We start from the raw sequence: 26,998 nt of genomic DNA, 5'->3' as shown, positions 1-26,998 counted from the left end.
GGTGGCGGTCATCCTCGATACGATCATCGGTGTGAACGGTGTTGTGCCCTTCGAAGTGGTGGGGCTGGCCGACGGCAGGATGAATGGTTCGCTGGCGACCGATTTGCTAGCCGAACTCGCCGCACGCGCCACCAAACTGGGGGCGAGGTCGAACGAATTGGCGATGACGCCTATCTGGCAACCACACCGGGCGGCCATCGAGGCCGCGGGTTACCGCCATTACTACAGCGATTACGATATGAGTTGCCGGAATCCGGCATGGGGGCCGGATCTGCCGTTGCCGCCCGGTGCTGCCTGGCATGATGCCTGGCCCGACTGGGCCGATGTTTATATCGATGTGTTGACGACAGGTTTTGCCGACGTGCCTGGTGCCTTTGTCCCCAAGCCCGAGGAGATTCGTCGTTACCTGCAGCAGTCAGGGATAAAGGCGCGGATCCTGATCGAGAACGGCAAAGGGATCGGCTTGCTGCGCTATACCGAGCCGAACACCTATATCAACGCCGTGGTGCGCGCCGGAGACCAGAAGGGCCGTCGCATCGGCCAGATGGTGATGGACGAGGCGCGGCGCTGCCTGGTGAGGCAAGCCGAAAACGACGCGCCGATGACGCTCACGGTCGTCGATAAAAATACAGCGGCGATAGAGCTCTATCGCCGCTGCAATTTCGACATCGATCGGGAAGTGGCCGTGTTGATCCGCCACTTCTGAGAGCAATCAGATCTTCACTTCCGTCATGATCTGCTGCTTGGCAGTCGCCAGCAATTCGTCCATTTGCTTCCTGAGGCGATGCTCGCTGATATCGACGTTCTTGGCCTGGAAGTCGGCAAGGACCTTCTTCAGGACGTCATGGTCACCAGCCTCGACGAAATCCGACGCGACGACTTCCTTGGCATAAGTCTCCGCTTCGACGCCATCGAAGCCGAGGAGCTTGGCCGCCCAAAGACCCAGCAGCTTGTTACGGCGGCTGTTCACTTTGAACTCCAACTCCTTGTCATGCTTGAACTTGTTCTCGAAGGCGGATTCGCGCTCGTCGAAAGTGGTCATAACCTTGCAATCCTTTGACTGGTTCAGAAAGCAGCTTAGCTTGGTGGAAAAATGGTTGGCCGCCGCGCTTCCGTCAAGTCTAATAGGGGCAGTTTAGGTCTTCTATAACTTTCAAGCTTTTCAGCCGGTTGGGACATATGTGCAGCGTTATCATTCTCTCCCGACCGGACCATGACTGGCCGATCCTCATTGCCAGCAACCGTGATGAAATGCATGAGCGTCCTTGGGCGCCACCAGCGCGCCATTGGTCCGACCGGCCGGAAGTGGTTGCCGGCAAAGACGTCCTTGCCGGCGGTTCCTGGCTCGGCATCAACGATTTCGGCGTCGTGGCTGGTATCCTCAACCGCCGGGACACGCTGGGGCCGCAGGCCGGCAAGCGCTCGCGTGGCGAATTGGTGCTGGATGCACTCGATTTTGCCGATGCGGAAGCGGCGGTCGCGATGTTGCAGGAGCTTGATGCTGCCGCCTATCGCCCGTTCAACATGGTCGTTGCCGATAACACGCATGCCTATTGGCTGCGCAATCTGGGGCAGGAGATTGAGGCCATTGCCCTGTTGCCTGGCCTGTCGATGATAACGGCGATGGACCTCAATGACATGAGCAGTGCCCGGACGCGCCATTTTCTGCCGCGCTGGCGTGAGGCCGCGTTACCGGATCCGGGCTCCGGTGATTGGGATGCGTGGACCAAGGTATTGCAGTCCCGCGAATACGAGCCGAGCGGGGACGTGTTCGATGCCATGTATGTCGTTTCGAACACGGGCTTCGGGACGGTGTCTTCGTCCCTGATCGCTTTGCCGTCGGTCAATCATTCGGACCGGGCGCCGGTCTGGCGGTTCCTCGGCGGGCGGCCGGAAAGCCAGGGCTGGGTCGACATCGATTTACGTTGAAGCAGAGGATTTAGCGCTTGCGCACGACTGCGGCTCAATCTAGAGATGTTATAGTATAACGTATCATTTGGAGTTGGTTCATGTGGCATCGGCTTTTGCGAATGACAGGTTTGGCGGCTGGACTGTTGTTGTCGGTTCCAGCCATCGCCGAAGCCGACGGCAAGTTGCCGGTCGTTGCCACCTTCAGCATCCTTGGCGATCTCACGCAGCATATTGGCGGCGATGCCATTGCCTTGACCACCTTGGTCGGACCGGATTCCGATGCGCACGCCTTTGAGCCGACGGCCGAAAGCCAACGCGCCGTGGCAGGCGCCAGAGTGCTCGTCGCCAATGGGTTGGGGCTGGAGCCCTGGCTCGACCGCCTGATCGATGCCTCGACCTTCAAGGGCGAACTCGTCGAGGCGACGACCGGTATCGAGCCTCTGGCGTCGACCGAGGCGGAAGAGCCTGCGGCGGAAGGCGAGGGCGCGCATGATCACGATCATGGCGGGCCGGATCCGCATGCCTTTCAGGACCCGAAGCTGGTCCTGACCTATATCGACAACATTGCAGCGGGCCTCGCCAAGGCGGCCCCCGAATCGGCCGGCGCGTTCAGAAAGAACGCTGAGGATTTGAAGGCCCGTTTCCGGGCGTTGGATACGGAACTCTCGGCGTCGTTGGGCAGCTTGCCGTCGGAAAACAAACGCATCCTGACCTCCCACGATGCCTTCCAATATTTCGGTCGCGCCTATGGCATCGACTTCGTCGCCGTCCAGGGCATGTCCACCGAAGCCGAGCCTTCGGCGCAGGATCTCAAGAACATCGTCGAGCAGATCAAAGGCGGCGATATCAAGGCGATCTTCATCGAGAATATGAATGATCCGCGCTTCGTGGAAAGCCTGGCCGCCGATACAGGGGCTGTTGTGGGCGGCGACCTTCATTCCGACGCACTCTCGGCGCCTGGCGGGCCGGCCGCCGATCTGCTGTCGCTTTATCGCTATAATGCGGCTGAATTGTTGAAGGTTCTCAAGTAAAGTCCGTCCGGTTATCACTGCGCTGCGGAGTCGGGTATGCCATCAAGGCGTAAGGTTCTATTGGGGGCCGGGGCGATGGTCTCTGTTGCCGGGTTAGGCGTTGTGCGCGCCTGGGCTCTGTCCACCGAGCCTTTGGCGCCTGTCGATCTTGAGGCGCTGTCGCTGGCCTGTGGCGGTCAATCGGCACATACGCAGCTGCTGGCCGATGCCCGGCTGCTGCTCGATGACGCGATCAAGCGCGGTGTGAAGCCGGCCGATGCGACCGAGACGGTTGTTTGCCCGTTGTGCCATTGCGCTTTTCAGGTGGCGCCCGATATCAGCTTCTGATGCGGTGGCGTTCGGTATCACTGCTGGCGAGCGTCGTGCTGTTGCTCATTCGGCCCGACGCCGCCCTAGCGCACCCGCATGTCTTCATCGACAACCGCCTCGCCTTTTCCTTTGTCGACGGCAAAGTGACGTCGTTGCAAACTGAATGGCGTTTCGATGACATTTTTACCGAAGACCTGCTTGGGCAGTTCGACGCCGATGGCGACAAGCAGTTCAGTGCCGCCGAGAGTGAGCAGGTGAAGGAAGGTACTTTGCCGAACCTCGCAGCCTTTCGCTATTTCACCTATATCTATCTGGACGGCAAGGACCTGGGAAAAATGGCGCCATCCGGTTTCGTGGCTGACGTCGTCGACGGGGCCGTCCGGTTTCGGCTGACCTATCAGCTGCCACATCCCGTCGATCCCCGGCAGGAAAAGCTCGCCGTCTCGATCTATGACCAGGAATATTACGTCGAGGTGCTGCTGGCCGAGAAGGCGCCGGTGGCGATCGACGGGGATGCCGCTTGCCAGGCGCATGTGGCCGACGATCCGGCACACGCCTATTTCGGCGGCTTTGTTGTCCCGCAAATTGTCACAATCGGTTGCCCATGAAGACCTGTGCTTTTCTGCTGTTCCTCATCGCCACGTTGCTGGCAGCGCCATTGGCGCGGGCAGAAGAGGGCGCGTCGCCTTTCACTTCGGCGCAGCCGCGTGCAGCGGCCGCTGGGGTTTCGACTGGGTTGGTAACGACGATCGGGCGGACGTTTGTTGGTTGGCAGCGCGATGTCAATCGCGCGATCAATGATCGGCTGATGGCAATCAAGAAAGGCGACGACAAAGGCGCACTCTGGAGCGGCTTGGTCATTGCTTTCCTTTACGGCGTCTTTCACGCCTTGGGTCCAGGTCACGGCAAGACAGTTGTGATCGGCTATTTCCTGGGGCGGCAGGCCCAACCCTGGCGCGGCGTGGGCATGGCAAGCTGGATCGCCCTCAGCCATGTCGTGGGGGCGATCGTCATCGTCGGTGTTGCCCATCTGATCCTGTCACGCAGCCTTGTTTCCCCCACCAACGAGTTCTTCTGGCTGCGCCTCATTAGTTATGGGGCGATCATTGCGATCGGCCTTCTGATGCTGCGCGAATGGGCGCGCGGTGGACATATGCATCATCATCCTCACGGCGGGGCGCATGACCATGGGGCAGGGCATGCGTGCTGCTCGGGTCACGCGGCGCAAATGGACCGGAACGCGACCTGGCAGCGGAACCTGCTGGCGCTGGCGGCTGGGTTTGTCCCGTGCTCAGGGGCCATCCTGATCCTGCTGTTCACGATGGCAAATGGGCTGATTTTTGCAGGGATAGCCATGGCGACGGCGATTGCCCTGGGAATGGGTTTGACCCTGGCGGGGCTGGGTGTTGCCAGCATTCTGTTGCGGCACCAGGTCGTTATCCGGCTGCCTGAGGGAGGGCAAACGGGGCGCTGGCTGGCCCTTTCCGGACCGGTTTTGGTGATCGCCATCGGCACCATTCTGCTGGCTGCCCATCTCATAGCGCAGGTCTCTGCGTAATTAATTGTAATATATGTATTTTCTGCTGCCTTGGACGACGCTATCGCGGCGGCTCCAATGATTGTATTAGCCGGCCCATGCTGCTAGAAGATGGCCGAATCTCGGCAGCGCGGCGGACATGAGTCTTTCTGGCGTCGTCGAGCAGAATTGGAGATACCCCATGTCGCGCCGGCGCCGTATTTACGAAGGCAAGGCCAAGGTTCTGTTCGAAGGACCCGAGCCGGGCACGCTGGTACAGTATTTCAAGGACGACGCGACCGCCTTCAATAACCAGAAGAAGGGCACCATCACCGGTAAGGGGGTGCTCAACAATCGTATCTCCGAATACCTGATGCTGCGCCTGGGCGAGATTGGGATCCCGACCCATTTCGTGCGCCGACTCAACATGCGCGAGCAGTTGGTGCGCGAGGTCGAGATCATCCCGCTCGAGGTCGTGGTGCGCAATGTGGCTGCCGGCTCCATGGCCAAGCGCCTCGGCATCCCCGAAGGGACGCCGCTGCCGCGCTCGATCATCGAGTACTACTATAAATCGGACGAACTCGGCGACCCGATGGTGTCGGAAGAACATATCACCGCCTTCAATTGGGCCCTGCCGCAGGATCTCGACGAGATGCTGGCGCTGGCCCTGCGGGTGAATGACTTCCTGTCGGGCCTGATGCTGGGCGTCGGCTTGCGCCTGGTTGATTTCAAGCTGGAATTCGGCCGGCTCTATGAAAACGATGAAATGCGCATTGTTCTGGCCGATGAGATCAGCCCCGACAATTGCCGCCTGTGGGACGTGAAGACCGGCGAGAAGCTGGACAAGGACCGTTTCCGCCGCGATCTCGGCAATGTCGAGGAAGCCTATCAGGAAGTCGCGCGCCGACTGGGTATTTTGCCCGAGGGCGGACCGCGCGACATGAAGGGACCGAGTACGATGCAATAGGGGCGGTTTCGCCCGGAGTTTCGGGGCGCCTTTTGGGCGCCCCTCTCGTTTCAGTTAGTTTGACTTTCTTTCGATAAAGGGAGCGTTATGAAGGCCCGCATTCACATCACCCTCAAATCAGGTGTCCTTGATCCGCAGGGGCGCGCTATCGCGAATGCGCTGCACGCACTGGGCTTCGACAGCGTCGATGATGTCCGCCAGGGCAAATACATCGAAGTCGATCTCAAGGAGAGCGACAAGGCGAAGGCGAAGGCCGCGGTTGATCAGATGTGCGGCAAGTTGCTCGCCAACACCGTCATCGAGAATTACACCATCGATCTGGTGGACTGAGCCATGAAGGCAGCGATCGTCGTATTCCCCGGCTCCAATCGCGAGAATGACGCCAAGGCGGCGCTGACCCAGGCCATCGGGCGCGAGCCGATCATGGTCTGGCATCGCGACACCTCACTCCCCAAGGTCGATCTGGTGCTCGTGCCTGGCGGCTTCTCCTATGGCGACTATCTGCGCTGCGGCGCCATTGCCGCCAATTCGCCGGTCCTGCGCGAAGTGAAGGCGCGGTCCGAGCAGGGCATGGCCGTCATCGGCATCTGCAACGGATTCCAGATCATCACCGAGGCCGGCCTGCTGCCCGGTGTCCTGCTGCGCAACGCGAATTTGAAGTTCGTCTGTCGCAATGTGGGCCTGCGCGTCGAGACGTCGAACTCGCGCTTCACCGCCGGTTACAAGAAGGGCCAAGTGCTGTCCGTGCCGGTTGCCCATCACGACGGCAATTACTTCGCCGATCCGAAGACGCTGGATGAGCTGGAGGCCGAAGATCGCATCGCTTTCCGCTATTGCGGTCCGGAAGGGCGTCTCGATGCCAACTACAATCCCAACGGGTCGACCCGCCACATCGCGGGCATCCTCAATAAACAACGCAACGTGCTGGGGCTGATGCCACATCCTGAGAACGCGATCGAGCCGATCCACGGGTCGACCGACGGCAAGGCTTTGTTCCACAGCCTGGTGGAGGCCGTGTCGTGAGTGCGCCGAAGATTACCCCCGAAATCGTCGCCGAGCACGGCCTCAGCGCCGACGAATACAAGCTGGTTCTGGAGATCATGGGGCGCGAGCCCAGCATGACCGAACTCGGCATCTTCTCGGTCATGTGGTCAGAGCACTGCTCCTACAAGTCTTCGCGCGTGCATCTCAAGAAACTGCCGACCAAGGCGCCGTGGGTCATCCAGGGGCCGGGCGAGAATGCCGGCGTCATCGATATCGGCGACGGCCAGGCCGCCATCTTCAAGATGGAAAGCCATAACCATCCCAGTTTCATCGAGCCCTATCAGGGTGCTGCGACGGGTGTGGGCGGCATCATGCGCGACGTGTTCACCATGGGCGCGCGGCCGATCGCCAATTTGAACGCACTGCGCTTCGGCGAGCCGAACGATCCGAAGACCAAGCATCTCATCAGCGGTGTGGTTGCCGGTATCGGCGGCTATGGCAATTGCATGGGCGTGCCGACGGTGGGTGGCGAGGTCAATTTCCATGCCAGCTATAACGGCAACATCCTGGTCAACGCGATGACTGTGGGCCTTGCCGACACCGACAAGATTTTCTATTCGGCGGCCGCCGGCGTCGGCAACCCGGTCATCTATGTCGGTGCCAAGACCGGGCGCGACGGCATCCACGGCGCCACGATGGCGTCGACCGAATTCACCGAGGATTCGGAAGAGAAGCGCCCGACCGTGCAGGTGGGCGATCCGTTCACCGAAAAGCTTCTGCTCGAAGCCTGCCTTGAACTGATGGCGACCGACGCGATCGTGGCCATCCAGGACATGGGTGCCGCGGGCCTCACCTCGTCATCGGTCGAAATGTCGTCGAAGGGCGGCCTCGGTATCGAACTCGACCTCGACAAGGTGCCGGTGCGAGAAACCAAGATGACCGCCTATGAGATCATGCTGTCGGAAAGCCAGGAGCGCATGCTCATGGTGCTGAAGCCGGCGGCGATGGAAAAGGCGCGGGCGATCTTCGACAAGTGGGAACTCGATTTTGCCGTCATTGGCACGCTCACCAATACCGGCCATTTGGTTCTCAAGAAGGACGGCCAGGTGCAGGCGGATATGCCGGTGGCACCACTGGTCGACAAGGCGCCGGTCTATGAGCGCCCCTGGATCCCGACACCCGCACAGCCGGTCATCAATGCCAAGGACGTCCCGGCACCGAACGACCTGCTGGGTGCCTTGAAGACGCTGATCGGCTCGCCCGATCTCGCCAGCCGTCGCTGGGTGTGGGAACAATATGACCACCTCGTCATGGGCCAGACGGCGCAGCGGCCGGGTGGCGATGCCGCCGTCGTGCGGGTTCCCGGCGTCCCGGGGAAGGCGCTGGCCATGAGCTCGGACTGCACGCCGCGCTATGTGTTTGCCGACCCGAAGCAGGGCGGTGCGCAGGCGGTGGCGGAAAGCTGGCGCAACATCACGGCGGTCGGCGCCTTGCCGCTCGCCATCACCGACAACATGAATTTCGGCAACCCGCAGCGACCCGAGATCATGGGGCAGTTTGCCTTGTCGATCGAAGGCATGGCGGATGCCTGCCGCGCACTCGACTATCCGGTCATTTCCGGCAATGTCTCGCTCTATAACGAGACGAACGGCAAGGGCATTCTGCCCACCCCGACCATTGGCGGTGTGGGCCTGATGAAGAATGTCGACCGCATGGCGACGGTGGCCTTCAAGGCTGACGATGAAGCCGTGCTGGTTCTGGGTGAGAGCAAGGGCTGGCTTGGCCAGTCGATCTACCTGCGCGAAACGCAGGGCCGGGAAGAGGGCGCGCCGCCGCCCGTCGATCTGGCGGCCGAGCGTCGCAATGGCGATTTCGTTCGCGGTCTGATCGTTGCCGGCGAAGTCGTGACCTGCCACGATGTCTCTGATGGCGGTCTGCTGGTGGCTGTGGCCGATATGGCTCTGGCCGGTGGTGTCGGTGTCACGCTGACCACGCCGCAGAGCGACGTCCCGTCACACGGCTATTGGTTCGGCGAAGATCAGGCGCGTTACGTCATCGCCGTTCCCACGTCGGCTGCAGCCGGCATCGAAGCGAAAGCCATGGCTGCCGGCGTGCCGGTCGAGCGCATCGGCACCACGGGCGCCGCCGATGTGGTCCTCGACGGTCGTAAGATGTCTATCCGGGATCTCAAGCAATCGCATGAGGCCTTCCTGCCGACCCTGATGGGCGCAGCCTAAAGAACGGAGTGCACTGCCATGGCGATGGAAGCCAGCGAAATTGCCCGCCTCATCAAGGAAGCCTTGCCCGATGCGGAAGTGAATATCGAGGATCTGCGCGGCGACGGCGATCACTACGCCGCGCAGGTCGTCTCTTCCGCCTTTGTCGGCAAGTCTCGCGTTCAGCAGCATCAGATCGTCTACGCCGCTTTGCGTGGCAAGATGGGTGACGAGTTGCACGCGCTTGCATTGCAGACCTCGGCCCCTGCAGCCTAAAGACAGACGAACGGCCGCGGATCATGTCGCGTCATCCCGCCTATCGCGCGGGGCTCGGCTTTGCTGCGGCCGCTTATCTCAGCTGGGGGTTGATGTCCCTCTACTTCCATGCGACGGCCTTCATGTCGCCGCCGGAAGTGCTGGATCACCGGATTATCTGGTCGCTGGTGCTGACGGCGTTTGGCACAGCGTTTCTGGTGCGGCGTAGCGAGATATCCTTGTTGTTCCGAAACCGGCGCAAGCTGGCGGGCCTCTTCATTTCGTCACTGTTCCTGGCGGCGAACTGGCTCATCTTCATTTGGGCGGTGGCAAGCGGTCAGGCGCTGGAAGCAGGCCTTGGCTACTTCATCTGCCCGCTGCTCAGCGTGACGCTGGGTGTCCTGGTCTTCAAGGAGCGCATGACGCGCATCCAGTTTGGCGGGCTGATCATCGTTGCGATCGGTGTGGCGATGACGACATTCGCCTTCGGCCGCCTGCCATGGATCGCCTTGTCTCTGGCTGGGACCTTTGCCATCTATGGTCTGTGCCGAAAGATGCTGCGCCTCCCGGCCATGCTTGCCCTGTTCACCGAGACCGCGTTGCTGGTCCCCTTTGCCCTCGCCCACGCCCTGTGGCTTGAGAAGACCGGGCAGGGGCATTTCCTCATGGGCTCCAGGCACGACCAAAGTCTCATCATTGGGCTAGGGGTCATAACCACAATTCCCCTGTTGTTTTTTGCCGGTGCGGCCAATCGCCTCGACCTCACCTCGCTGGGTCTCATGCAGTATCTCAACCCCACGGTGCAGGTGAGCCTGGCAGTTTTGGCCTATGGCGAGCCGTTTACCTTGATTCACGGCCTGACCTTTGCAGCAATTTGGGTCGGCCTTGCGGTCTTCTCGCTGGCGCCTTGGCTGCGTCGGCGGCAGAATGCCCATCGAACGGCCGAACCTGTGCTCGGTCTCGACAATTGACTTTCCAACTGACAGCCGCCATATCGCGGGCATAGGCAGAAAGGATTTGACGCCATGAGTGACAACCCCGTTTTCGACCGTATCCGCGACGACATCGGCAGCAACGATGTGGTGCTCTACATGAAGGGCACACCTGTTTTCCCGCAGTGCGGCTTCTCGGCTGCGGTCGTCCAGGTGCTGAGCCATCTTGGTGTGAAGTTCAAAGGCATCGACATTCTGCAGGACCCGAGCTTGCGTCAGGGCGTGAAGGAATTCACCAACTGGCCGACCATTCCGCAGCTCTATGTGAAGGGCGAGTTCGTCGGCGGTTGCGACATCATTCGCGAGATGTACGAGTCCGGCGAGTTGCAGCAGCTTTTGAAGGATAAGGGCGTCGCCTCCAGCCAGGCTGCCTGACGTCTGCTTCGACATCTACGCGCGTTGAAAGGCCGGTCCGCTGTGAAGCGAGCCGGCTTTTTCTTTGCCGTTTGGACCGTGCGGTCAAATCAACATCGTTTCCACGAATTTCGCACAATTGACTTGCGAACCATTTGGGGCTGTGGCTAGATTTTCATACTAATACACAGCGCTCCGACGAACGGAGCCGATTGAGGCAAATCGGGAGACGTGGAATGACGATGACCTTCCGCCGCAAGGCGATGGGTGCCGCCATGGCTTTGGCCCTCGGCGCCGGCTTTTCGATGCCCGCCGCGGCGGAACCGGAAAGCACCGATCCGATCAAGATCGCCCTCTTTGACTGGACCAGCGTCAATCTGAACGCGACCATCCTGTCGAAGATCCTGAAATCATACGGCTACAACACCGAACTGGTGACGTCGGATTACCTTGCCAGCATCCAAACGGGTCTGCGCACCGGCGATCTCACCATCGGCATGGAGTATTGGGACACGACCGCGCGCGAAGCGATGGCAGACGCTGATGCCAGTGGCGAGACCGAAAACCTCGGTCCCATCGGTCCCAAGGCCAAGGAAGAATGGTGGTTTCCGGAATACATGAAGGAGAAGTGCCCGGGCCTTCCCAATTGGGAGGCGCTGAAAGGCTGCGCCGAAGCTTTCTCGACGCCGGAAACCGCGCCGAAGGGGCGCTATCTCGGTGGCCCGGTGACCTGGGGCGGCTTTGACGACGAGCGTGTCGAAGCGCTCGACCTGCCCTTCGAAGTGGTCCATGCCGGCACCGACGCCGCGATGTTCGCCGAGCTTGAATCCGCCTATCAGCGCAAGGCGCCGATCATTCTGTGGATCTACACCCCGCATTGGGCACCGGCGAAGTATAAGGGCGAGTGGGTGCAGTTCCCGGAATGGACGCCCGAATGCTACAACGACCCGGCCTGGGGTTCGAACCCCGACAAGGCCTATGACTGCGGCAAGCCGCATGGCGAGATCTACAAGTATTCTTGGAAGGGTTTCGCCGACAAGTGGCCGGTGGCGCATAAGATCGCCAAGAACATGAAATTCACCGATGATGAGATGAACACGCTGATTGGCGAGGTCGACCTCGACAAGAAGTCGCTCGACGACGTGGCGGATGCCTGGATTGCTGCCAACCAGGAGAAGATCAAGCAGTGGGCTGAGTAGCGCCTGCTTCCCTAACTGGCCGGGCCGTCATGGACTGGCGGCCCGGCCATTTATTTATCAAGGGTATGTCTCCTCAAAGGTCTTAAATGGGGCAGGGTGACGCGCCAATGGATGCGCCCAGCGTCGCGCAAGATTTGAACGAAGCACGGCTTGGCGGCGTAAAGCTCTCCTGCCGCAACGTGTGGAAGCTGTTCGGTGCCGATACCGAGCGAAGGTTCGACGCCGCCCAGCTCGCCGACCTCGGTGCCGCCGAACTCGCTGCCCGCGGACAGATGGCCGCCGTCCGCGATGTCACGCTTGATGTGCGCGCGGGCGAGATTTTCGTCCTCATGGGTCTCTCTGGTTCCGGCAAATCCACCTTGCTTCGCTGCCTGTCGCGCCTCATCGAGCCCAGTGCCGGCGTGGTTATGTTCGAGGATCAGAACCTCCTCGACGCCAGCCCCGCGCAGATGATCGAGATCCGCCGGCACAAGATGGGCATGGTGTTCCAGCATTTCGCCTTGCTGCCGCACCTCACCGTCATCGACAATGTCGCCTTCCCGCTGTCGCTGCAGAAGGTCGGCAAGGCCGAGCGCCAGCAGCGCGCCCGCGACGTTCTGGAACTTGTCGGCCTCAAGGGCAAGGAACTGAGTTTCCCGCGCCAGTTGTCCGGTGGCCAGCAACAGCGTGTCGGCATTGCCAGGTCGCTGGCGGCCAATCCCGAACTGTGGTTCCTTGACGAACCGTTTTCCGCGCTCGATCCGCTCATCCGCCGGGAAATGCAGGCAGAGCTGCAGCGCCTGCAAAATGTGCTCAAGAAGACCATCGTCTTCGTGACACATGATTTCGACGAGGCCATTCGCCTTGCCGATCGTATCGCCATCATGAAAGACGGTGCCGTGGTCCAGCTCGGCACACCTGAGGACCTGGTGCTCAATCCCGCGACCGATTACGTCGCCGAATTCACGGGTGACGTCGACCGCGCCAAGGTCGTGAGCGCCGGCCGCATCATGCGCCCATGGAGTGGGGTGGCGGTCGCTGGCGAGGTGAACGCCCGCGACAAGATCGTCGACATCGCGCCAAGGGTCATCGGCGCCGGTCAGCCGTTCGCCGTGCGTGTCGATGGCGCCGTGGTGGGCGAGATCGACCCGGAAATGGTCCTGGCGATTCTGCTCGCGCGTGGATCGAAGCCATGAGTGTCGAGACGGCAGCATTTGAGGGAGACGATCGGCGGACGCCCTGGCCGCTGATCTGGCTCGGCTTCCTCATCGCCGTCGTCGCGCTGTGGCTCTTGAAAGACAGTCTGGCCCCGCTGGTCAAGTATCCAGATAAGCTCGAGGTCAACTTTGCCAAATGGATCGGCCTTGCAGCGAAATGGCTGGTGGCAAACATCCAGTTCCTGACGCGTGGGCTGGCGGCGGTTCTCGACGTGCCGCTCGATAGCATGATCGCTATTCTCGCCAAGGGTATCCTGGCGCCCAATGATGCTGTCATTGTGCCGCGCCTGTCCTGGGTGGGGATCATCGGTGCCGTGACGCTCCTTGGCTACGCCTATGGCGGCATGCGAACGGCGCTCACGGTCTTCGTGTGCTTCATCTACATCGCCCTATTCGGGCAATGGAAGGGTGCCATGCTGACGCTGGCCTCGGTCATTGTCTGCGTGCCCATCGCTGTCGTCCTGGGTCTCCTCTTCGGCATCCTGGCGTTTCGCCATGAACGGCTGGCCGTCTGGGTGGTGCAGCCATCGCTCGACCTCATGCAGACGATGCCGTCCTTTGCCTATCTGGTGCCGGTCCTGCTGCTGTTCGGGTCGGGGCCGGTCCCGGCGCTGGTCGCCACCGTCATCTTTGCCGTGCCGCCGATGGTACGGGCGACGGTGTTGGCCTTGCGATCGGTGCCGGAAGAAGTCATGGATTTCGGCAACATGGCCGGATGTTCGCCGCGCCAGAAGATGTGGCGCATTATGATCCCCAGTTCCCGGTCGCTGCTGATGGTCGGTGTCAACCAGGTCATCATGATGACACTCAACATGGTCATCATCGCCTCGATGATCGGGGCAGGTGGATTGGGTTACGACGTCCTGCTGGCGCTGCGGCAGGGCGATATCGGTCGTGGTACGGTTGCCGGCATGGCGATCGTCGCGATTGCCATAAGCCTCGACCGTATCAGCCAGGCAGCCGCGCAGCGGCAGGCCAGCCCAGTTTCGTCCGGCAGCACCTTCCTGGCGCGCCACCCATATTTGGCGGGCGGCGTCGCCTGGCTGCTCGTGACGACTGTGCTCGGCACGTTCATTTCCGCCTTCTCGGAAGTGCCCAAGGCGCTGGTGTTGACATTGGGTGATTCCCTCAACGAGATCGTCAAGTGGATCAACATCAACTTCTTCGATTCTATCGAAGCTGTCCGGACCTGGCTGTTGCTGAACGTTATGAACCCGGTGAAGCAGGGCCTCCTGGCCGCCCCTTGGATTGCCATCCTTGCTGGCCTGGTTCTTGCCGGCTATCAGCTCGGCGGTCGCAAGCTGGCCGTTCTGGTTGGTGTGCTCATTGCTTTCATCCTGGTTGCCGGCCAGTGGGAAAAGGCCATGATCTCGGTCTACCTTTGCGCCATTTCCGCGATCATCGCGGCAATGATCGGCATTCCGATCGGTGCCTGGGCGTCGCGCAGCGACTGGGGTAACCGCGTCGCCACCATTGCCGTCGACACGCTGCAGACACTGCCGACCTTCGTCTACCTGATTCCGGTGGTGATGCTGTTCCGCGTGGGCGATGTGACCGCCATGATCGCGATCGTGTTTTTCGCGGTGACGCCCGCCATCCGCTATACCGCCCATGGCCTGCGCAACGTCTCCCCGCAAGTGATCGAGGCGGCCCGTGCAATGGGCTCGACACCGCGGCAGATTCTCTGGCGTGTGCAGATGCCGCTCGCTTTGCCCGAGATCATGCTGGGTATCAATCAGGTCATCCTGCTGTCGCTCAGCATGTTGGTCATCACCGCCCTGGTGGGGACGCGCGACCTGGGGCAGGAAGTCTATATCGCCCTAACCAAAGCCGATCCGGGACGTGGGATTGTCGCCGGCTTGTGCGTTGCTTTTCTCGGCATCGTCCTCGATCGGCTCGCCGCCGCCGGGGCCAGGCGCGCCCGCGCCCGGCTCGGCCTTCTCGATATCAACGCCCAACATTAGGGGCAGGTGCATCATGGCAAAAGATCTCGAAGTTCTCTCCGATCTCCGGCTCAACAGCCGGCAGGCACGCATCATGGAAGTGTTGCGGCGCGACCAATTGCTGGCGGTGACGCAGCTTGCCGAGGCGCTGGATGTCTCCGGTGAGACGATCCGGCGCGACCTCCGCCTGCTGTCGGCCAAGGGTCTGGTCGAGAAGAGCCACGGCAATGTGCGCTGGCGCGATCGCAGCGAAGATCAGCCGCTGCAGCGGCGCATGCTTGACAACATGGCCGCCAAACAGGCGATCGCCGCGGCCATCGCCAATGAGATCAGCGACGGGGAATCGGTCTTTCTCGACACCGGCTCGACCAACACATATGTGGCGCAGGCCCTGAAGGGGCGGCGCAATCTGACGGTGGTGACGAATTCCGCGTCGATCGCGCAGCATCTCAGCACGGGGCAGGGGAACAAGGTCTATCTGGCCGGCGGCGAATTGCGTGCCGATGACAGCGCCGCCTTCGGCCCGGCCGCCATTCTCTTCCTGCAGCAATTCATGGTGAAGACGGCGATCATCAGCGCCTCCGGCCTCGATATCAGTCTCGGCGTCATGGACGACCATCTCTGTGAGGCGGAGGTCTCGCGCTCACTGGTCGGCCATGCCGAGCGCATGATCGTCGGCGCCGATCACAGCAAATTCGGGCGTCGGTGCCTGGTAGCGGCACTTGGCTTCGATGCCGTCGACCTCCTGGTGACGGACCAGCGGCCGACCGGGCCGCTCGCCGAGGCGCTGGAGCGGAACGACGTTGAAATCCTGGTCGTCGATCCGGCGGCCTGACTTCCACACTCCTTTCCATGTCATCACGGAGCCTTGAGAGACGATGAGCGGGCGTCAACACGCGGAAATTCTGATCATCGGTGCCGGCATCATCGGTTGCTCGATCGCCTACCACCTGACCCGCATGGGCAAGACGGATGTGGTGATCCTGGAAAAGAGCGGGATCACCCATGGCGCGACGTGGCATGCAGCCGGCCTGGTCGGGCAGCTGCGCTCGTCGCGCAATGTGACGCGCATGCTGCGGCATTCGGTCGAACTCTATGACAAGCTCGAAGCCGAGACGGGCATGGCGATCGACTGGAAGAAATATGGCAGCCTGCGTCTTGCCTGTTCGACCGAGCGCGAGATGGAGAACAAGCGCTCGCTGACCATGGCGAAAAGCTTCGGCTTGGAAATGAACGAACTGTCGCCCAAGGAGGCGCAGGACCTGTTCCCGATCATGAGCACGGAGGACGTTCGCTCGGCGGTCTACATTCCCTCCGACGGCTATATCGACCCGGCCGGCGTCTGCCAGGCATTGGCCAAGGGTGCCAAGGACAAGGGTGCTCGTATCATCATTGGCGAGCGCGTCACGGGCATGACGGTCGAGAACCGGCGCGTCAGCGTGGTGAAGACGGACAAGGGCGAATGGACCTGCGATATCGTCGTCAATTGCGCCGGCATGTGGGGCCATGAAGTGGGCGACCTTGCCGGGGTGCGCATCCCCAGCTTTGCCGTCGAGCATCAGTATCTCATCACCGATCCGTTGCCGGATGTGCCCAAGAAGATGCCGACCATGCGTGATCCGGACCATCTGGTCTATTACAAGCCGGAAGTGCGCGGCCTGGTGATCGGTGGCTACGAGCCGGATACGCTGCCCTTTGCCCCCGGGGGCATTCCACGGCATTTCGCACAAGAACTGCTGCCGGGTAATTTCGAGCGCTTTGAAATGCTCGCCAAGCTCGGTGGCAAGCGGACACCCATCATCAACACCGTCGGCGTGCGCGAATTGATCAACGGCCCGATCCCCTATTCGGCGGATTCCGATTTCGTGATGGGCAAGGCGCCGGAGCTCGACAACTTTTTCGTCTCGGCCGGCTTCCTCTATGGGATCGCTGCCGGCGGTGGCGCCGGCCGGATGATGGCGGAGTGGATCGCGGAAGGGTCGCCCAGCCTCAACCTGTGGCCGCTCGATGTGCGGCGCTTCAATTTTCACCACAACACGCGCCACTTCATGTATCCGCGGGCGGTGGAGCTTTACGGCCATCACTACAAGCTGCATCGCCCGGGCGACGAGCATGAGACGATGCGCGGCATCCGCCGCTCACCGCTCTATGAAACGCTGAAAAGCCGCGGCGCCGTCTTCGGCTCGCGCGGTGGCTGGGAACGGCCCAACTGGTTTGCCCCGGCTGGCGTGAAAGCCATCGATGAGCCGGCCTTCGACCGAGCCAAGACCAATTGGTTCGCCCATGTCGGTGCCGAGCATAAGAAGGTGCGCGGTGGCGTAGCGTTGATCGACCAGACATCTTTCGCGAAATACGAGGTCATCGGGTCCGGCGCGCTGGCGGCGCTGCAGAATCTCGCCGTGTCCGACATGAACAAGCCGGTGGGCAGCACGGTCTATACCCAGCTGTGCAACCCGAAGGGCGGCATAGAATGCGATCTCACTTTTTCGCGTGTCGCGGAGGACCGCTTCTATTTCGTCACCGGCAGTGCCTTTGGCCTGCATGACAAGCAATGGATCGAAAGCCATCTGCCACGCGATGGGTCGGTGCAGATAGTCGATATGACCTCGGCCCGCGCCGTGATCAATATCTGCGGGCCGAAATCCCGCGACGTGCTGGCAGCCGTGGCCGAAGAAGATATCTCCAACGCCGCCTTCCCGTTTTCGACCTGCCGTCGCCTCACGGTTGGCGCGGCGCCCGTCCTCGCGATCCGCATTGGCTATGTGGGTGAACTGGGCTGGGAGTTGCACGCGCCGACCGAGTACGCCGCCCATGTCTATGACGTTCTGCGCGAGGCGGGCGAGAAGCATGGCATCGCCGATGTCGGCTATCGCGCGATCGATTCCCTACGCATGGAAAAGGGTTATCTCTATTGGTCGTCGGATATCACGCCGGACTATTCGCCCTATGAAGCCGGCCTTGGCTTCCGCGTCAATCTGAAGAAAGGCAACTTCATTGGCCGCGATGTCTTGGCAAAGCAAAAAGAGGCTGGTGTTAAACAGAAGCTCTGTACCTTCGTCCTGGAGAAGCCGCTGCCGCTCTATGGTGGCGAGGCGGTGATACATGACGGCAAGGTGGTTGGTGTCACGACCAGTGGCAATTTCAGCTACACGTTGGGCAGATCGGTCGCCTATGCCTATTTACCCGTTGAACTCGCCATTGCGCAGAACTTCACGGTTGAATCGTTCACGGAACAATCGCCGGCGACGCGGCATGATGGTCCGCTCTATGATCCCAAGAACGAGCGGCTGAAGGCGTAAGGGGGCGGAAGATGCAAGACGAGAAGATCATCCATGACGCCATGCGGCGGATTCCGCTTTTGGCAGGTCTTGGCGTCAGCGAGGTCAATGCCGAACGTCTGGGTGGCCTTACCAACCGAAACTATCTACTGCGCACGCCCAAGGGTAAATTCGTCCTGCGCATTCCAGGTGAGGGGACCAGCGAGTACATTTCGCGCAGGAACGAGGCGCATGCAGCGCGCGTCACCTCGGATATTGGCGTCAATGCGCCGCTGATCTTCTTTGATGAGACCGACGGCGTGCAACTGGCGGGCTTTATCGATGGCGCTGCCACGTTGAATGTGGAGCGCTTCAAGGATCTCGGCTCCGTGCGGCGCTCGGCCGAGGCTTTGCGCAAGGTGCATGACAGCGGCCGGCCCTTCCTCAACCGCTTCGAACTCTTCCAGATGATCGATGAGTATCTCGGCATCCTGGAAAAGAAAGCAGCACCTCTGCCCGACGGCTACCATGATGTGAAGCGGGAGGCGGAGAGCGTACGCGTGGCCCTTGGCAAGCGGTCGTTGCCGAATGTGCCCTGTCACTGCGATCCACTGGCGGAAAACTTCCTCGACACGGGGAAGGTCGTACATGTGATCGACTGGGAATATGCCGGCAACAACGATCCCATGTGGGACCTGGGAGATGTATCGGTCGAGGCGGCGTTCGGTGCGGAACAGGACGAGATCCTGTTGGAAGCTTATTTCGGCGGCAAGGTGCTGCCGGCGGATCGCGGCCGCATGGTGCTCTATAAGGCGATGTGCGACCTGCTCTGGACGCTCTGGGGCATCATCCAGCACGTCAACCAGAACCCGGCGGATGATTTCTGGGCCTATGCCGTCAACCGCTTCGAGCGCTGCAAGAAACTGATGGGGCAGGCCGATTTCGGCAAGCATCTGCAGGCGGTGGTTGACGGTTAGCTCAGGCATGCCGGCACTGCAGGGCTGAAATTACGTCAATAGTCTTGCCTTTCCTCTCTCGTTGCCGTCTCTATGACGCCCTGTGTTTGCGCTTTCAGGGATAGCTGGGATGGACGATACCATTTCACCGCGCAAGGCCGCGATCGCGGCACGCGCCTTTCAAGATGGTCTGCTGGTCGAGGATGCGCCGCTGATTGGCGTTATCGACACCGACGCGCTCTATGCGACCATCAACGATCTGCGCTCCAGCTTCCCCAATTTCTTTACCCATGCGTTTGCCGCCAAGGCCAATACGATGCCGACGGTCCTGGACCTCGTGCGCAAATGGGGCATGGCTTGCGAGGTGGCGAGCCCCGGCGAATATCAGGCGGCGGTCAAGGCCGGCTTTGTCGCCGGCGAGATCGTCTTCGACAGTCCGGCAAAGACCAACTGGGAAATCGACGCAGCACTCTCTCACGGCGCCACGCTCAACATCGACAATTTCCAAGAACTGGCCCGCGTCGATGCGTGGCTGGGCAAGAAGACCTCGGCCTCGATCATCGGCCTGCGCATCAACCCGCAGGTGGGCGGCGGTTCCATCGCCGCGATGAGCACGGCGACACAGAGTTCGAAATTCGGCATTGGCCTTGAGGATGGCGATAATCGCCAGCGCGTGTTCGATGCCTATGAGACCCGGCCCTGGCTGACGGCGCTGCACACGCATGTCGGCTCGCAGGGTTGCCCGCTGGATCTCATTGCCGCCGGTATCGCCAAGACCTTCAATCTGGCACGCGAAATCAATCAGCGCCTGGGCCGCAAGCAGATCGCGACGCTCGATATCGGTGGCGGCTTGCCGGTCAACTTCGAGAGCGAGGCCGTGACGCCGAGCTTTGGTGATTACGTCGCGGCCTTGCGCAAGGAGGTGCCCGATCTGTTCGCCGGCGAGTTTCGCGTCATCACCGAGTTCGGCCGCTCGGTTCTGGCCAAGGCCGGATTCATCCTGGCGCGCGTCGAATACACCAAGGAACAGGGCGGTCGCCCCATCGCCATTACCCATGCCGGTGCGCAGGTAGCGACACGCACCGTGTTCATGCCGGACATGTGGAAGATCCGTGTATCGGCCTTGGATGCGCAGGCGCGGCCCAAATCGGGGTTGAAGGTCGTTCAGGATGTCGCCGGCCCTTGCTGCTTTGCCGGCGACGTGGTGGCGCATGGCCGGCCGCTACCGCTGTTGGAGCCCGGCGATTTCGTGATGCTGCACGACACCGCCGCCTATTATTTCTCGACACCGTTCGTCTACAACAGCCTGCCGGCTATCCCGGTCTATGGCATTTCCGGTCCCGATGACGTGCTCGACGTGACGGTCATGCAGGAAGGTGGCGTGTTGTCGTTCTGACGTCTTACGAGGCGGGTTGGCTTGGCGCAGCCGGGTTGGCGGCCGTCGTCGGTACGCAGGCCTTGATGGCAGCATCGGCGCGATGCCAGTTGTCGCGCGCCATGTCGGGAAACACGCCGCTGACCTGATGGGTCGGCCAATAGAGATCGCCGTTATAGAACTTCACCAGCGACTTGTTGTTGGGATGCGGCTCAACCGTCACGAAGGCGATGAGGCCGCCGCGCGGCGAATAAACGCTGATCTCGGCCTTGGGCCCGAAGAAGAGCAGATCTGGCGAAGCGCCACGAAATTCGTTGGCGAGCGCCTGGGCCATGCAATTGGCCATGACCTCAGGCGCCTGGTCCACGCGGGCCGTAATATCGGGCTTGGCCAGATTCTCGGTCGAGGTGCAGGCTGCAAGACCGAGGAAGAGCAGGGACAGCAGGAGGGGGCGCATGATTGGCATCCGGAATGTGACCATCTTCACTGCCAGGCAAGCATGGCTTGTGCCATCTTGGACAGATTGCCGGGATGGCCGCTATCCCTTTGATATCTCGTTAACTATTTCGCAGATAGGCTGACAAGGTTCGGGTGTGATGGCTGCGATGACGTGGAAGCGGGTCATTTTTGCCCGGTCTGGACCCGGCAGAGACTGGGTGAAGAAGGGCTGAAATCATGTGCCGATGGCTGACCTATTGTGGCGAGCCGATCTATCTCGACAGTGTCATCTTCGAGAAAGAGAATTCGCTGATCCAGCAGAGTATCAATGCCCGGCGCAGCCATGTGACGACCAATGGCGACGGATTCGGCATCGGCTGGTATGCCGAGCGGCCGGTCCCCGGCACCTATCGCGACATCCTGCCGGCCTGGAACGACGCCAATCTGCGCTCGATTGCGCATCAGATCCGATCCGGTCTTTTCATGGCCCATGTGCGCGCCTCGACCGGAACCGCCACCTCGCGCGCCAATTGCCATCCGTTCGCTCACGGCAAGTGGCTCTTTATGCATAACGGCCAGATTGGCGGTTACGACCGTATTCGGCGCAAGATCGAAGCCTTGGTGGACGATCCCTTTTACGTCCATCGCTTAGGCACGACCGACAGCGAGCTGATCTTTTATCTGATGCTCTCGATGGGGCTGGACAAGGATCCGATGTCCGCGGTGCAAAAGTCCCTTGCAGCAGTGGTTGAACTGATGCGGCAAGCCGAGATCAAGGAGGCGCTGCGCTTTACCTCGGTCTTCACCAACGGCACACATATCTTCGCGGTGCGATACGCGACCGACGAGGCGCCGCCCTCATTGTTCTGGCGCTATGAAAACGACCAGTTGCTGATCGTCTCCGAACCGCTCGATGACGACCAGCGCTGCTGGCACGAAGTGCCGGCGGGGCAGATCATCGTCACGGAGCGCAACACACGGGTCGACATGGTGCCGTTTCTGGCAGCGTGAGCTGGGAAATGAGCGCAGAAAGAAAAACGGGTCGGAAGCTTGTCGCTTCCGACCCGTCTAATCTGGCTCCTCGAGCTGGACTCGAACCAGCGACCTGCGGATTAACAGTCCGACGCTCTACCAACTGAGCTATCGAGGAATAACCGCAGCCTAGAGCCATACGGCCCGGCGCGGTGGGGCAGCATATAGCAGAAGCTTTGCGCGGATGCCAACACCTTTCTTCATCTTTTGCCCGGGAGCCAACAGGCTGATTTCAATGCGAATTTTGCAGCAGCCATTTGCCGCACCCAGGGCTTGCAGGGGTTGACAGCCGGGCACTCTTCCAAGATTCTCCGGCGCCAAATCCTTTGTCGGAGCCGCAGGTTCCGGGACATCAGCCATCGGAGTTTCCATGAAGGCCGTCATCTTGAGCGCGGGCCAGGGTTCGCGATTGTTGCCTCTGACCGAGGGGCGGCCGAAATGCCTGCTGCAACTCGGCGACAAGACGCTGATCGAATGGCAGATCTGGGCGCTGACGCAGGGCGGTGTTGACGACATCGCGGTCGTGGTCGGCTATCACGCACAGGATGTCGTGGCCCTGCTGAAGAAGCTGGAAAGCCCGAAGCTCAAGATCCGCACGATCTACAATCCGTTCTACAAGCTCGCCGACAATCTCGCTTCCTGCTGGATGGCGCGTCACGAGATGAAGGACGACTTCGTCATCCTCAATGGCGACACTGTCATCGAACCGAAGATCTTCCAGAAGCTGATGGCAAGCCCGTCGGCTCCCATCACCGTCACCATCGACAAGAAGGAGTCCTATGACTCCGACGACATGAAGGTGCACCTCAAAGGCACGCGCCTCTTGGAGATCGGCAAGACGCTGGCACCGGAGCGCACCAACGGCGAATCCATTGGCATGTTGCTGTTCCGCGGCGATGGCCCGAAGCTCTTCACCGACACGCTCGAAAATCTGATGTACACGCCGGAAGGCGTGAAGTGGTGGTATCTGCGCGCGATTGGCCAGATCGCTGAACATCACCAGGTCGAGACCTGCAGCATTGAAGGCAGTCTCTGGGGCGAAGTCGACTTCCCGGCTGACCACGCCCGCGTCTCGCAGCTGGTGACGGAGTTCTGATCCTTCGCTTTATCTCGTCATGGTCCGCGCAGGCGGACCATCCACGAGTTCCTGGGCCACTGAAGGAAGTAACTCGTGGATCCCCCGCCTGCGCGGAGGATGACGAGATGAGGTGTTCCTAAACCCTGAGCTCGACCCAGATCGGTGTGTGATCGCTGGGCTTTTCCTTGCCGCGCGGGGTGCGATCGATCTCGCATTTTTCAAGGCAGTCGGCGGCTTGCGGTGACAACAGCAGATGGTCGATGCGCAGGCCATTGTCGCGCTGCCAGGCCCCGGCCTGATAGTCCCAGAATGTATAGCGATGGCCTTCTGGATGCAGATGCTGGAATGCGTCCGTATAGCCGAGATGCAGGATCTCGCGGAACTTGGCGCGTGTCTGCGGGCGTGCCAGCGCGTCCTCGGCCCAGGCCACCGGATCGTAGACATCGGCATCGGTCGGGATGACGTTGTAATCGCCGCCCAGCACCACCGGCTCCTCGGTCTTCAGCAGATCTGCCGCACGGCGCTTGAGATGCTCCATCCAGGCAAGCTTGTAGGGATACTTTTCGGTTTCGACCGGATTACCGTTGGGCAGATAGATCGTGGCAACGCGGATGTGCGGGCGTTGTGATCCTTCCGGCGTCTCGACCGCGGCTTCCAGGTAACGCGCCTGTTCGTCGGCATCGTTGCCGGGCAGGGCGGGGTGCTCGACCGTGAACTTCGTCTTCGACAGGATGGCGACGCCGTTATAGCTCTTCTGCCCGACCGCCTCGACCTGATAGCCAAGCGCCTCGAATTCCATGCGCGGGAATTCAGCGGTGGTGCATTTGATTTCCTGGAAGAGGGCGACGTCCGGCGATTCAGACTTCAACCACTCCAGCACGTTTGCCAGCCGCGCCCGCAGCGAATTGACGTTGAAGGTCGCGATCTTCACGAGGGTGTTCGGGTCAGACGGAGAATGAGTTGCCGCAGCCGCAGCTCGACGACGCGTTCGGATTCTTGATCTGGAACGAGGCGCCGACCAGATCCTCAACGAAATCGATTTCCGCGCCGGAGAGAAGATCGAGCGAAGTGTCGTCGATGACGACCCTGACGCCATTGCGCTCGAAAGTGTGGTCGTCCTGCTGCGTCGACTTGTCGAACGAGAAGCCGTATTGAAAGCCGGAACAGCCGCCGCCCGAAACGGACAGGCGCAGCATCAAATCGTCATCGCCTTCCATGGCCTTCAGCTGCGCGATCCGCTTGGCAGCGTTTTCGCTGACGGTCACTTGGCGCTGGGCGTCGGTGGAATCGGGCATTGCAGTCACTTCGGGCTGGTTCATCATTCGTTGCAGTATTTAGGAACTCAGGTGAGAAAGTCAAACGCCCACCCTGCATACCTCCCATCTATGCCCTTACTTTGCCTACGTTTTTTGGAGGCGATGCCGATTTCTGTAATAGTCATGCGCAGATACCCCTGTTAGGGTCCGATCATGTCGTCCGCACCCTTTGCCTGCCATCCGGAGGAAACGCGCGGCCGGCGCATGCCCGAGGCTGAAAGCCCCATGCGTTCGGTCTATCAGCGCGATCGCGACCGGGTGGTCCATTCGGCGGCCTTCCGGCGCCTCAAGCACAAAACGCAGGTCTTCGTTTATCACGAAGGCGATCACTACCGGACACGCCTGACCCATAGCCTCGAAGTGGCGCAGATCGCACGCACCATTGCCCGCGTCCTTGGCCTCAATGAGGATCTGGCCGAGGCCCTGGCCCTCGCGCATGACCTTGGCCATCCACCTTTTGGGCATGCGGGGGAGGATGCGCTCAATGCCTGCATGGCGGATCTTGGCGGTTTCGATCACAACGAGCAGACCTTCCGCGTCCTTACCTCGCTTGAGCGGCGATATGCCGGTTTCGACGGTCTCAACCTGACCTGGGAGATGCTGGAGGGGATCGTCAAGCATAACGGCCCCTTGCGCGGTCCCCATGCCGGTGCCCGCAATCTTGCCCATGGCGTGCCGGCGACAATCGCGGCATTTGATCGTGATTGGTCGCTGGAACTCGACGGCTTCGCCAGCGCCGAGGCCCAGGTCGCGGCCCTTTCCGACGATATCGCCTATAACAACCACGATATCGATGACGGCTTGCGTGCGGGCCTGTTCGCCATCGAGGATCTCAATGATGTCCCGCTGGCGGGGCCGGTCTTTGCCGAGGTGGCGGCACTCTATCCGGGCCTTGAGCCGACGCGGCTGATCCATGAAGCGGTCCGGCGCATGATCAACGTGATGGTCAGCGACGTCATCACCGAAAGCCAAAAACGCCTGGCCGCCGCCGCACCCAAGAGCGTTGCTGACATTCGCAGTCGCACCGAGCCGGTCATCGCCTTTTCGGCCGCCGTGCGGGAGCACGATGTCGGCTTGAAGCGCTTCCTCTTCCAGCGCATGTACCGGCACGAGCGTATCAATCGAACCATGACCCAGGCAAAGCGGGTCGTCACGGACCTCTTCGCGTGCCATCTGGAACAGCCGTACCTGCTGCCATCGGAATGGTCGCGGGAGGCTGCCGTGGCCGATCGCCGGGGCCGCGGGCGGGTGGTCGCCGACTATATCGCCGGCATGACCGACAAGTTCGCCCTGGAATGCCACGACAGACTGTTCGGTACATCCGCGCTTGTTGCGGAAAAATCCTAAGCGAATCTGGAAGTTACGCCAGATGATCACCGCTCGGTGACTTGACCGACTCGACGCCAAACTGGTTTGATTCAAAGACTTGGCCGCGCCTTTGCGCCGGCTCCCGACTTTGGCGTCAAGGATAGCGTTAAATGACGACGGAACCGCCCCGCCCAGACCAGATCCAGGCCAATGTCGCTGCGGCTTTGAGCCGCCTGCGCGGCGAGCTGGCCCCGACACCGCCGGTCGCTGCCGGTGGGTCCGAGCCCGACGCAGGCCGCGCCGGCGATACCGACAGCGAGCCACAGCTCGATGTCGGCCCGACACTCTCTGCGCCCGATCCCAGCATGGCCTTGGGCGCCCCCAAGCCACACGCGCCGAGTGACCCGCTCGATACGCCCTTCGCCCGGATGACGGGCCTGAAGCCCACCGACCAACCCGATCTGCTCAGCGGTATCGGCGCGCCGCCGCCGCTTGCCGACATTGCCGACGCTGAGGCCGAGGCCGCCCATCGTCGCAGGCGCCTCCGTAATCGCCTGCTGGCGGGCGGCGTTCTCGTCCTCGCCCTGGCTGGTTTCTGGTATTGGAGCAGCAGCGGCGAGGGCGGCAGCGAAGCCGTGCCCGTGATCGCCGCCGACGGCACACCGGAGAAGGTGAAGCCGGCCGATGAAGGCGGGCTCGAAGTCCCGAACCAGGATGTCGCCATCCTGAACGGCGAAAATTCAGCCGCGCCGAGCCAGGGTGAAACCGTCCTGCCGGCACCTGAGCAACCCGCGACCCCGCCCGCACCGCCGGCCGAACCGGCGGCACCTTCCGACGCCGCTCCGGCGGCCACGGCCGATGCCGCCCCGGCGGCCTCTGATGCCGTGCCGAGTGTGGCGGCGCCCGCCGTCGATGCGATTCCAAGCGTGCCAGCGCCAACCGAACCAGGTGTGGCGACCAGCGGCGCGACCCCGCCAGCGGCGCCAGCCACCTCCGAAGCGGCCCCCGTGCCGGCTGAGGAGCCGACCCAAACCGCGGCGGCCGAAGCTGCCCCTGTTGAGGCGGCACCGGCCGCTGAAGCAGCGCCGGCACCGGCGACGAGCGGCTCGGCCCGCATCCAGCTGGCAGCCGTGAAGAGCGAGGCTGCGGCGCAAAAGGAATGGACGCGCCTTCAAAAGGCCAATCCAGACCTCCTGGGCGGTCTGTCGCTGCATGTCGAGCGCTTCAACAAGAGCGCGAGCGAAGTTTATTATCGCATCCAGGCTGGCCCGCTCGCCGACAAGGCTGCGGCAAAGCAACTTTGCGCACAATTAAAGCAAAAAAATCAAGCCTGTCTGGTTGCTAATTAAAGCAAATTGGCAGGTC

General features: G+C 61.4%; 28 protein-coding genes and 1 tRNA gene. 24 read left to right on the top strand and 5 right to left on the bottom strand.

Annotated elements, in window-relative coordinates; translation table 11 throughout:
• Position 1: 1 nt before the first annotated feature.
• Positions 2 to 706, top strand: a complete 705-nt coding sequence (locus tag SMD31_RS00240; RefSeq protein WP_320498486.1) for a GNAT family N-acetyltransferase — start codon at positions 2 to 4, stop codon at positions 704 to 706.
• Positions 707 to 712: 6 nt separating this feature from the next.
• Here SMD31_RS00240 and SMD31_RS00235 read toward each other — a convergent pair whose 3' ends face one another.
• Positions 713 to 1,042, bottom strand: coding sequence for a DUF1476 domain-containing protein (locus SMD31_RS00235; RefSeq protein ID WP_320498485.1), 330 nt, complete (start codon positions 1,040 to 1,042; stop codon positions 713 to 715).
• Between the two features lie 137 nt (positions 1,043 to 1,179).
• Between SMD31_RS00235 and SMD31_RS00230 the strand changes: the two genes are divergently transcribed.
• From SMD31_RS00230 to SMD31_RS00140, 19 genes are all read left to right on the top strand, one after another.
• A complete protein-coding gene (locus SMD31_RS00230; RefSeq protein ID WP_320498483.1) occupies positions 1,180 to 1,929 on the top strand; it encodes an NRDE family protein in 750 nt (249 codons plus the stop codon).
• 101 nt (positions 1,930 to 2,030) lie between these two features.
• The gene (locus SMD31_RS00225; RefSeq protein WP_320498482.1) at positions 2,031 to 2,942 is read left to right on the top strand and encodes a metal ABC transporter solute-binding protein, Zn/Mn family; all 912 of its coding nucleotides are present in this window, start codon (positions 2,031 to 2,033) and stop codon (positions 2,940 to 2,942) included.
• A gap of 36 nt (positions 2,943 to 2,978) precedes the next feature.
• Positions 2,979 to 3,269: a hypothetical protein gene (locus SMD31_RS00220; protein WP_320498480.1), complete on the top strand. Its 291-nt coding sequence runs from the start codon at positions 2,979 to 2,981 to the stop codon at positions 3,267 to 3,269.
• Complete coding sequence (locus SMD31_RS00215; protein ID WP_320498479.1) at positions 3,269 to 3,859, top strand: DUF1007 family protein; 591 nt, start codon at positions 3,269 to 3,271, stop codon at positions 3,857 to 3,859. The genes SMD31_RS00220 and SMD31_RS00215 overlap by 1 nt, the downstream gene beginning before the upstream one ends.
• Complete coding sequence (locus SMD31_RS00210) at positions 3,856 to 4,809, top strand: nickel/cobalt transporter (RefSeq protein ID WP_320500983.1); 954 nt, start codon at positions 3,856 to 3,858, stop codon at positions 4,807 to 4,809. The genes SMD31_RS00215 and SMD31_RS00210 overlap by 4 nt, the downstream gene beginning before the upstream one ends.
• 160 nt (positions 4,810 to 4,969) lie before the next feature.
• Positions 4,970 to 5,734: a phosphoribosylaminoimidazolesuccinocarboxamide synthase gene (gene purC / locus SMD31_RS00205; protein WP_320498478.1), complete on the top strand. Its 765-nt coding sequence runs from the start codon at positions 4,970 to 4,972 to the stop codon at positions 5,732 to 5,734.
• An 87-nt stretch (positions 5,735 to 5,821) separates the two neighbouring features.
• On the top strand, positions 5,822 to 6,064 hold the full coding sequence (gene purS, locus SMD31_RS00200) for a phosphoribosylformylglycinamidine synthase subunit PurS (RefSeq protein WP_320498477.1): 243 nt from the start codon (positions 5,822 to 5,824) through the stop codon (positions 6,062 to 6,064).
• 3 nt (positions 6,065 to 6,067) lie between these two features.
• Positions 6,068 to 6,757, top strand: a complete 690-nt coding sequence (gene purQ, locus SMD31_RS00195; RefSeq protein WP_320498476.1) for a phosphoribosylformylglycinamidine synthase subunit PurQ — start codon at positions 6,068 to 6,070, stop codon at positions 6,755 to 6,757.
• On the top strand, positions 6,754 to 8,955 hold the full coding sequence (gene purL, locus SMD31_RS00190; RefSeq protein WP_320498474.1) for a phosphoribosylformylglycinamidine synthase subunit PurL: 2,202 nt from the start codon (positions 6,754 to 6,756) through the stop codon (positions 8,953 to 8,955). Before purQ ends, purL begins: the two co-directional genes overlap by 4 nt.
• An 18-nt stretch (positions 8,956 to 8,973) precedes the next feature.
• Entirely contained in the window at positions 8,974 to 9,210 is a 237-nt protein-coding gene (locus tag SMD31_RS00185) for a BolA family protein (RefSeq protein WP_320498473.1), read from the top strand.
• Between the two features lie 23 nt (positions 9,211 to 9,233).
• A complete protein-coding gene (gene rarD, locus SMD31_RS00180; protein WP_320498472.1) occupies positions 9,234 to 10,160 on the top strand; it encodes an EamA family transporter RarD in 927 nt (308 codons plus the stop codon).
• Between the two features lie 54 nt (positions 10,161 to 10,214).
• The gene (gene grxD, locus SMD31_RS00175) at positions 10,215 to 10,556 is read left to right on the top strand and encodes a Grx4 family monothiol glutaredoxin (RefSeq protein ID WP_320498471.1); all 342 of its coding nucleotides are present in this window, start codon (positions 10,215 to 10,217) and stop codon (positions 10,554 to 10,556) included.
• A 215-nt stretch (positions 10,557 to 10,771) separates the two neighbouring features.
• The gene (locus tag SMD31_RS00170) at positions 10,772 to 11,734 is read left to right on the top strand and encodes an ABC transporter substrate-binding protein (RefSeq protein ID WP_320498470.1); all 963 of its coding nucleotides are present in this window, start codon (positions 10,772 to 10,774) and stop codon (positions 11,732 to 11,734) included.
• Positions 11,735 to 11,841: 107 nt separating this feature from the next.
• Positions 11,842 to 12,909, top strand: coding sequence for a quaternary amine ABC transporter ATP-binding protein (locus SMD31_RS00165; protein WP_320498469.1), 1,068 nt, complete (start codon positions 11,842 to 11,844; stop codon positions 12,907 to 12,909).
• Positions 12,906 to 14,894 (top strand): ABC transporter permease, encoded by a 1,989-nt coding sequence (locus SMD31_RS00160; protein WP_320498468.1) that lies wholly within the window; start codon positions 12,906 to 12,908, stop codon positions 14,892 to 14,894. Before SMD31_RS00165 ends, SMD31_RS00160 begins: the two co-directional genes overlap by 4 nt.
• A gap of 13 nt (positions 14,895 to 14,907) precedes the next feature.
• Positions 14,908 to 15,708, top strand: a complete 801-nt coding sequence (locus SMD31_RS00155; protein WP_320498467.1) for a DeoR/GlpR family DNA-binding transcription regulator — start codon at positions 14,908 to 14,910, stop codon at positions 15,706 to 15,708.
• 43 nt (positions 15,709 to 15,751) lie between these two features.
• Complete coding sequence (locus SMD31_RS00150; protein WP_320498466.1) at positions 15,752 to 18,172, top strand: GcvT family protein; 2,421 nt, start codon at positions 15,752 to 15,754, stop codon at positions 18,170 to 18,172.
• A gap of 11 nt (positions 18,173 to 18,183) precedes the next feature.
• Complete coding sequence (locus SMD31_RS00145) at positions 18,184 to 19,107, top strand: choline/ethanolamine kinase family protein (RefSeq protein WP_320498465.1); 924 nt, start codon at positions 18,184 to 18,186, stop codon at positions 19,105 to 19,107.
• A 109-nt stretch (positions 19,108 to 19,216) separates the two neighbouring features.
• A complete protein-coding gene (locus tag SMD31_RS00140; protein ID WP_320498464.1) occupies positions 19,217 to 20,482 on the top strand; it encodes a type III PLP-dependent enzyme domain-containing protein in 1,266 nt (421 codons plus the stop codon).
• Between the two features lie 4 nt (positions 20,483 to 20,486).
• On the opposite strand, the gene SMD31_RS00135 is transcribed toward SMD31_RS00140, so the two are convergent.
• Entirely contained in the window at positions 20,487 to 20,918 is a 432-nt protein-coding gene (locus SMD31_RS00135; protein WP_320498463.1) for a hypothetical protein, read from the bottom strand.
• A 218-nt stretch (positions 20,919 to 21,136) separates the two neighbouring features.
• Here SMD31_RS00135 and SMD31_RS00130 point away from each other — a divergent pair, with 218 nt between their 5' ends.
• Positions 21,137 to 21,910 carry a class II glutamine amidotransferase gene (locus tag SMD31_RS00130; protein WP_320498462.1) on the top strand — a complete coding sequence of 258 codons (774 nt, stop codon included), beginning with the start codon at positions 21,137 to 21,139 and terminating at the stop codon, positions 21,908 to 21,910.
• A gap of 63 nt (positions 21,911 to 21,973) precedes the next feature.
• Here SMD31_RS00130 and SMD31_RS00125 read toward each other — a convergent pair.
• Positions 21,974 to 22,049: transfer RNA gene (locus SMD31_RS00125), tRNA-Asn, on the bottom strand.
• 252 nt (positions 22,050 to 22,301) lie between these two features.
• Here SMD31_RS00125 and SMD31_RS00120 point away from each other — a divergent pair.
• Positions 22,302 to 23,027: a phosphocholine cytidylyltransferase family protein gene (locus SMD31_RS00120; protein ID WP_320498461.1), complete on the top strand. Its 726-nt coding sequence runs from the start codon at positions 22,302 to 22,304 to the stop codon at positions 23,025 to 23,027.
• 118 nt (positions 23,028 to 23,145) lie between these two features.
• Here the strand turns inward: SMD31_RS00120 and xth are convergent, their stop codons facing one another.
• Both xth and erpA read right to left on the bottom strand, forming a co-directional pair.
• Positions 23,146 to 23,940: an exodeoxyribonuclease III gene (gene xth, locus SMD31_RS00115; protein ID WP_320498459.1), complete on the bottom strand. Its 795-nt coding sequence runs from the start codon at positions 23,938 to 23,940 to the stop codon at positions 23,146 to 23,148.
• 13 nt (positions 23,941 to 23,953) lie between these two features.
• Complete coding sequence (erpA, locus tag SMD31_RS00110) at positions 23,954 to 24,304, bottom strand: iron-sulfur cluster insertion protein ErpA (RefSeq protein ID WP_320498457.1); 351 nt, start codon at positions 24,302 to 24,304, stop codon at positions 23,954 to 23,956.
• Positions 24,305 to 24,478: 174 nt separating this feature from the next.
• Here erpA and SMD31_RS00105 point away from each other — a divergent pair, with 174 nt between their 5' ends.
• Complete coding sequence (locus SMD31_RS00105; RefSeq protein ID WP_320498456.1) at positions 24,479 to 25,672, top strand: deoxyguanosinetriphosphate triphosphohydrolase; 1,194 nt, start codon at positions 24,479 to 24,481, stop codon at positions 25,670 to 25,672.
• Positions 25,673 to 25,803: 131 nt separating this feature from the next.
• On the top strand, positions 25,804 to 26,982 hold the full coding sequence (locus tag SMD31_RS00100) for an SPOR domain-containing protein (protein WP_320498455.1): 1,179 nt from the start codon (positions 25,804 to 25,806) through the stop codon (positions 26,980 to 26,982).
• The last annotated feature ends 16 nt before the right edge of the window (positions 26,983 to 26,998 follow it).

It is taken from the genome of Dongia rigui (assembly GCF_034044635.1).
Classification (GTDB): domain Bacteria; phylum Pseudomonadota; class Alphaproteobacteria; order Dongiales; family Dongiaceae; genus Dongia; species Dongia rigui.
This window is presented reverse-complemented; position numbering and strand designations above follow the sequence as displayed.

Bases quoted from the DNA above. Each gene is read 5' to 3' on its own strand.
- SMD31_RS00215 (WP_320498479.1), top strand. From the start codon at position 3,269: ATGCGGTGGCGTTCGGTATCACTGCTGGCGAGCGTCGTGCTGTTGCTC.
- grxD (WP_320498471.1), top strand. From the start codon at position 10,215: ATGAGTGACAACCCCGTTTTCGACCGTATCCGCGACGACATCGGCAGC.
- SMD31_RS00130 (WP_320498462.1), top strand. From the start codon at position 21,137: ATGTGCCGATGGCTGACCTATTGTGGCGAGCCGATCTATCTCGACAGT.
- SMD31_RS00100 (WP_320498455.1), top strand. From the start codon at position 25,804: ATGACGACGGAACCGCCCCGCCCAGACCAGATCCAGGCCAATGTCGCT.
- SMD31_RS00155 (WP_320498467.1), top strand. From the start codon at position 14,908: ATGGCAAAAGATCTCGAAGTTCTCTCCGATCTCCGGCTCAACAGCCGG.
- SMD31_RS00210 (WP_320500983.1), top strand. From the start codon at position 3,856: ATGAAGACCTGTGCTTTTCTGCTGTTCCTCATCGCCACGTTGCTGGCA.
- SMD31_RS00135 (WP_320498463.1), bottom strand. From the start codon at position 20,918: ATGCGCCCCCTCCTGCTGTCCCTGCTCTTCCTCGGTCTTGCAGCCTGC.
- SMD31_RS00235 (WP_320498485.1), bottom strand. From the start codon at position 1,042: ATGACCACTTTCGACGAGCGCGAATCCGCCTTCGAGAACAAGTTCAAG.
- purS (WP_320498477.1), top strand. From the start codon at position 5,822: ATGAAGGCCCGCATTCACATCACCCTCAAATCAGGTGTCCTTGATCCG.
- SMD31_RS00140 (WP_320498464.1), top strand. From the start codon at position 19,217: ATGGACGATACCATTTCACCGCGCAAGGCCGCGATCGCGGCACGCGCC.
- purC (WP_320498478.1), top strand. From the start codon at position 4,970: ATGTCGCGCCGGCGCCGTATTTACGAAGGCAAGGCCAAGGTTCTGTTC.
- SMD31_RS00105 (WP_320498456.1), top strand. From the start codon at position 24,479: ATGTCGTCCGCACCCTTTGCCTGCCATCCGGAGGAAACGCGCGGCCGG.
- erpA (WP_320498457.1), bottom strand. From the start codon at position 24,304: ATGCCCGATTCCACCGACGCCCAGCGCCAAGTGACCGTCAGCGAAAAC.
- SMD31_RS00160 (WP_320498468.1), top strand. From the start codon at position 12,906: ATGAGTGTCGAGACGGCAGCATTTGAGGGAGACGATCGGCGGACGCCC.
- rarD (WP_320498472.1), top strand. From the start codon at position 9,234: ATGTCGCGTCATCCCGCCTATCGCGCGGGGCTCGGCTTTGCTGCGGCC.
- SMD31_RS00230 (WP_320498483.1), top strand. From the start codon at position 1,180: ATGTGCAGCGTTATCATTCTCTCCCGACCGGACCATGACTGGCCGATC.
- SMD31_RS00185 (WP_320498473.1), top strand. From the start codon at position 8,974: ATGGCGATGGAAGCCAGCGAAATTGCCCGCCTCATCAAGGAAGCCTTG.
- SMD31_RS00120 (WP_320498461.1), top strand. From the start codon at position 22,302: ATGAAGGCCGTCATCTTGAGCGCGGGCCAGGGTTCGCGATTGTTGCCT.
- SMD31_RS00170 (WP_320498470.1), top strand. From the start codon at position 10,772: ATGACGATGACCTTCCGCCGCAAGGCGATGGGTGCCGCCATGGCTTTG.
- SMD31_RS00225 (WP_320498482.1), top strand. From the start codon at position 2,031: ATGACAGGTTTGGCGGCTGGACTGTTGTTGTCGGTTCCAGCCATCGCC.
- SMD31_RS00220 (WP_320498480.1), top strand. From the start codon at position 2,979: ATGCCATCAAGGCGTAAGGTTCTATTGGGGGCCGGGGCGATGGTCTCT.
- SMD31_RS00145 (WP_320498465.1), top strand. From the start codon at position 18,184: ATGCAAGACGAGAAGATCATCCATGACGCCATGCGGCGGATTCCGCTT.
- purQ (WP_320498476.1), top strand. From the start codon at position 6,068: ATGAAGGCAGCGATCGTCGTATTCCCCGGCTCCAATCGCGAGAATGAC.
- SMD31_RS00150 (WP_320498466.1), top strand. From the start codon at position 15,752: ATGAGCGGGCGTCAACACGCGGAAATTCTGATCATCGGTGCCGGCATC.
- SMD31_RS00165 (WP_320498469.1), top strand. From the start codon at position 11,842: ATGGATGCGCCCAGCGTCGCGCAAGATTTGAACGAAGCACGGCTTGGC.